The 293-nt window shown below is 58.4% G+C and carries 1 pseudogene; it reads right to left on the bottom strand.

Annotation, left to right across the window (positions count from 1 at the left end):
- A pseudogene (locus P0G09_RS19710) lies at positions 1–293 on the bottom strand (extracellular solute-binding protein); the annotation flags it as partial.

The raw sequence follows: 293 nt of genomic DNA on the forward strand, positions 1-293 counted from the left end.
GCCGGGAATACCCATCAGCCGGCCGTCAAAGGTTGCCATGCCCAGGCAGCGGCCGTCGTAGGACTCGTAGAGGCTCTTGATGTAGTCAGAGGCATACTCCTCGTACACATCGGTCAGGTCATAGGTCAGGCCGTTGTTCACCATCTCGACAAAGGTGTCGTAGCTGTTGACGGTCAGGATGTCGGGCAGTTCTCCCGAGGCGACGCAGGTGGCCAGCTGGTTGGTGTAAGCGTCGCCGCCTGCTTCAAAGCTGTCCACCAGATCCACGTTGAGCTTGGATTCAATGTAACGGG

This window comes from Faecalibacterium sp. DFI.5.82 (genome assembly GCF_029076575.1).
Classification (GTDB): Bacteria; Bacillota; Clostridia; order Oscillospirales; family Ruminococcaceae; genus Faecalibacterium; species Faecalibacterium duncaniae.